The organism is Nocardioides sp. (genome assembly GCF_036401255.1).
GTDB lineage: Bacteria > Actinomycetota > Actinomycetes > Propionibacteriales > Nocardioidaceae > Nocardioides.
Genome location: NZ_DASWVI010000039.1, coordinates 1 through 2428, shown reverse-complemented (window position 1 = coordinate 2428; position 2428 = coordinate 1). Strand labels below are relative to the sequence as shown.

Here is a 2428-nt window from a genome sequence, read left to right as displayed (position 1 = left end):
GACCGCCACGGCCACCCCCGACGGCGACGGCCACCGGCTCACCGGCAGCAAGGCGGTCGTCCCGGCGGGCCCGTACGCCGACGTGTTCCTCGTCCCCGCGGAGACCCCCGTCGGTGTCGGGGTGTTCGTCGTCGAGCCGGGCGATGCGGGCGTGCGCGTGGTCGCCCAACGGTTCTCCGACGGCGACGCCGTGGCCCGCCTCGAGCTCGACGGCGTCGCGCTCGGCCCGGACCGGTTGATCGGCGCGGCGGACGGCGCCGCCGCCCATCGGCTGCGTCAGCTGCTGCTGCTCGCCGCCAGCGCGGAGCAGCTCGGCATCACCGAGGGGGCGCTGCGCCTGACGTCGGCGTACGCGAAGACCCGTGAGCAGTTCGGCCGCCCGATCGGCACGTTCCAGGCGGTGTCCCAGCGACTGGCCGATGGCTACATCGACGTCCTGGGCCAGCGGCTCACGCTGTGGCAGGCAGCGTGGCGGCTCGACGAGGGGCTGCCCGCCGACACCGAGGTCGCGATCGCCAAGCTGTGGGCGGCCGACGCGGGTCACCGGCTCGCGCACACGACCGTCCACGTGCACGGCGGCGTCGGGATCGACCTCGACGGCGAGGCGCACCGCTACTTCACCGGCGCCAAGCGGTTCGAGTTCCTGCACGGCGGCGCCACCGAGCAGGCGCTGCACGTCGGCCGCGCGCTCGCGGCGGAGCCCGCCTGACCCGCCGCGTCGGCGCCAGCTGCTCGCCCAGCACTGCCGATCAGCGGTCCGGCGGGGGCGAGGGCGCCGTGTCGGCGTCGGTGAACGGCGTCCCGCCCCCGAATCCGTCGCTGACCTGGCGGGCGTCGAGGACCCGGTACGGCGCGGGCGCGCTCACCGCGCGGGCGCCGAGCACGTCCACCGGGAGCGGACCGCGCGACGCGACGACCACGAGGTTGCCGAGCCGCCGGGCCCGGAGCGTCGCGGGCTCCGCGGTCAGGGCGACCGAGCCGAACACCTGGCGGACGCCGGCGATCACCCGGCGGCTCCACCCGAACGGAGCGCGGTCGGTCAGGTTCAGCACGAAGACGCCCCGGTCGATGACCCGTGCGACCTCGTCGAAGAACTCCACGGTCACCAGCTCCGCCGGCACCCGGGCGTCCGCGAAGGCGTCCAGGAGCAGCACCTCGGCGTACCCGTCGCGCAGCCCGGCGACCCCGCTGCGGCCGTCGGCCGGACGGACCTTGATCCCGCTGCGGGCGGGCAGCGGCAGCTCGCGGCGCACCAGCTCGGTGACCTCGGCCGCCGGTTCGAGCACCACCTGGGCCGAGCCGGGCCGGGTCGCCGCGACGTAGCGCGGGAGGGTCAACCCGGCGCCGCCCACGTGCACGACCCGCAGCGGCTCGCCGTGTGGCGCTGCCGCGTCGAGGACGTCCGCCATCCGCTGGACGTACTCGAACACCAGGCGGGTCGGGTCGGCCAGGTCGACGCAGGACTGGTTCATGCCGGACAGGCGCAGCAAGAACGTCCCCGCTCGGTCGCCCGGCACGATCTCGCAGCCGTCCACCCCGGCACCGTACGACGCGGCCGCGGCGCAGTGGACCGCTGGGTGGCCGGGTCGGGGCCACCACTAGCCTGGCGGCCATGCGTGCTCCCTCGACCGACGTCTCCGTCCGCGCCGCCGAGCGCCTGGCCGCCCTCGCCACCCCGCCGGGCGCCCTCGGACGGCTCGGCGACCTCGCGGTCTGGGTCGCCGCCACCCAGGGCGAGGTGCCGCCCCGCGAGCTCGCCAACGTGCGGTTGGTGATCTTCGCGGGCGACCACGGTGTGGCGCGGCACGGCGTCTCGGCGTTCCCGCCGGCGATCACCACCGCGATGGTGCGCACGTTCGTTGCCGGACGCGCCGGGGTGAGCGCGCTCGCGGCCGCCCACGGCGTCGCGGTCCGCGTGCTCGACGTGGGTGTCGACGACGACCTGGACGGCGTCCCCGACGACGTACGCCGCTACAAGGTGCGCCGCTCCTCCGGGCCCATCCACCTGGAGGACGCGCTGAGCGCCGAGGAGACCCGCGCCGCGCTCGAGGCCGGCGCCGCCGTCGCCCGCGAGGAGATCGCCGCCGGCGCGCAGCTGCTGCTCAGCGGGGACATGGGGATCGGCAACACCACGCCCGCCGCCGCCCTGGTCGCCGCGGGCCTGGGCCTGCCCGCCAGCGAGGTCACCGGCCGCGGCACCGGCGTGGACGCCGCCACGCTCGCCCACAAGGAGGCGCTGATCGACCAGGCCCTGGCGCGAGCCGGCGACCGCACCGCCGACCCGGTCGAGACGCTCACGGCCCTGGGCAGCGCCGACCTCGCCGCGAGCACGGGCTACCTCCTCGAGGCCGCCCGCCAGGGCGTCCCCGCGCTCCTGGACGGCCTGATGGCCGTCGCGTGTGCGCTGACGGCGGACCGCATCGAGCCG

Annotated in this window: 3 protein-coding genes; 2 read left to right on the top strand and 1 reads right to left on the bottom strand. The window is 76.7% G+C overall.

The window, feature by feature from the left end:
* The coding region (locus VGD85_RS01800) for an acyl-CoA dehydrogenase (RefSeq protein ID WP_331061739.1) at nucleotides 1–709 on the top strand (709 nt) is incomplete at its 5' end.
* A 40-nt stretch (nucleotides 710–749) separates the two neighbouring features.
* Here VGD85_RS01800 and VGD85_RS01795 read toward each other — a convergent pair.
* Entirely contained in the window at nucleotides 750–1472 is a 723-nt protein-coding gene (locus tag VGD85_RS01795) for a spermidine synthase (protein WP_414690744.1), read from the bottom strand.
* A gap of 140 nt (nucleotides 1473–1612) precedes the next feature.
* Between VGD85_RS01795 and VGD85_RS01790 the strand changes: the two genes are divergently transcribed.
* On the top strand, nucleotides 1613–2428 hold an 816-nt coding region (locus tag VGD85_RS01790; RefSeq protein ID WP_331061737.1), incomplete at its 3' end, for a nicotinate-nucleotide--dimethylbenzimidazole phosphoribosyltransferase.

Excerpts from the sequence above, each read along its gene's own strand:
- VGD85_RS01795 (WP_414690744.1), bottom strand. The coding sequence starts at position 1,472 with ATGAACCAGTCCTGCGTCGACCTGGCCGACCCGACCCGCCTGGTGTTC.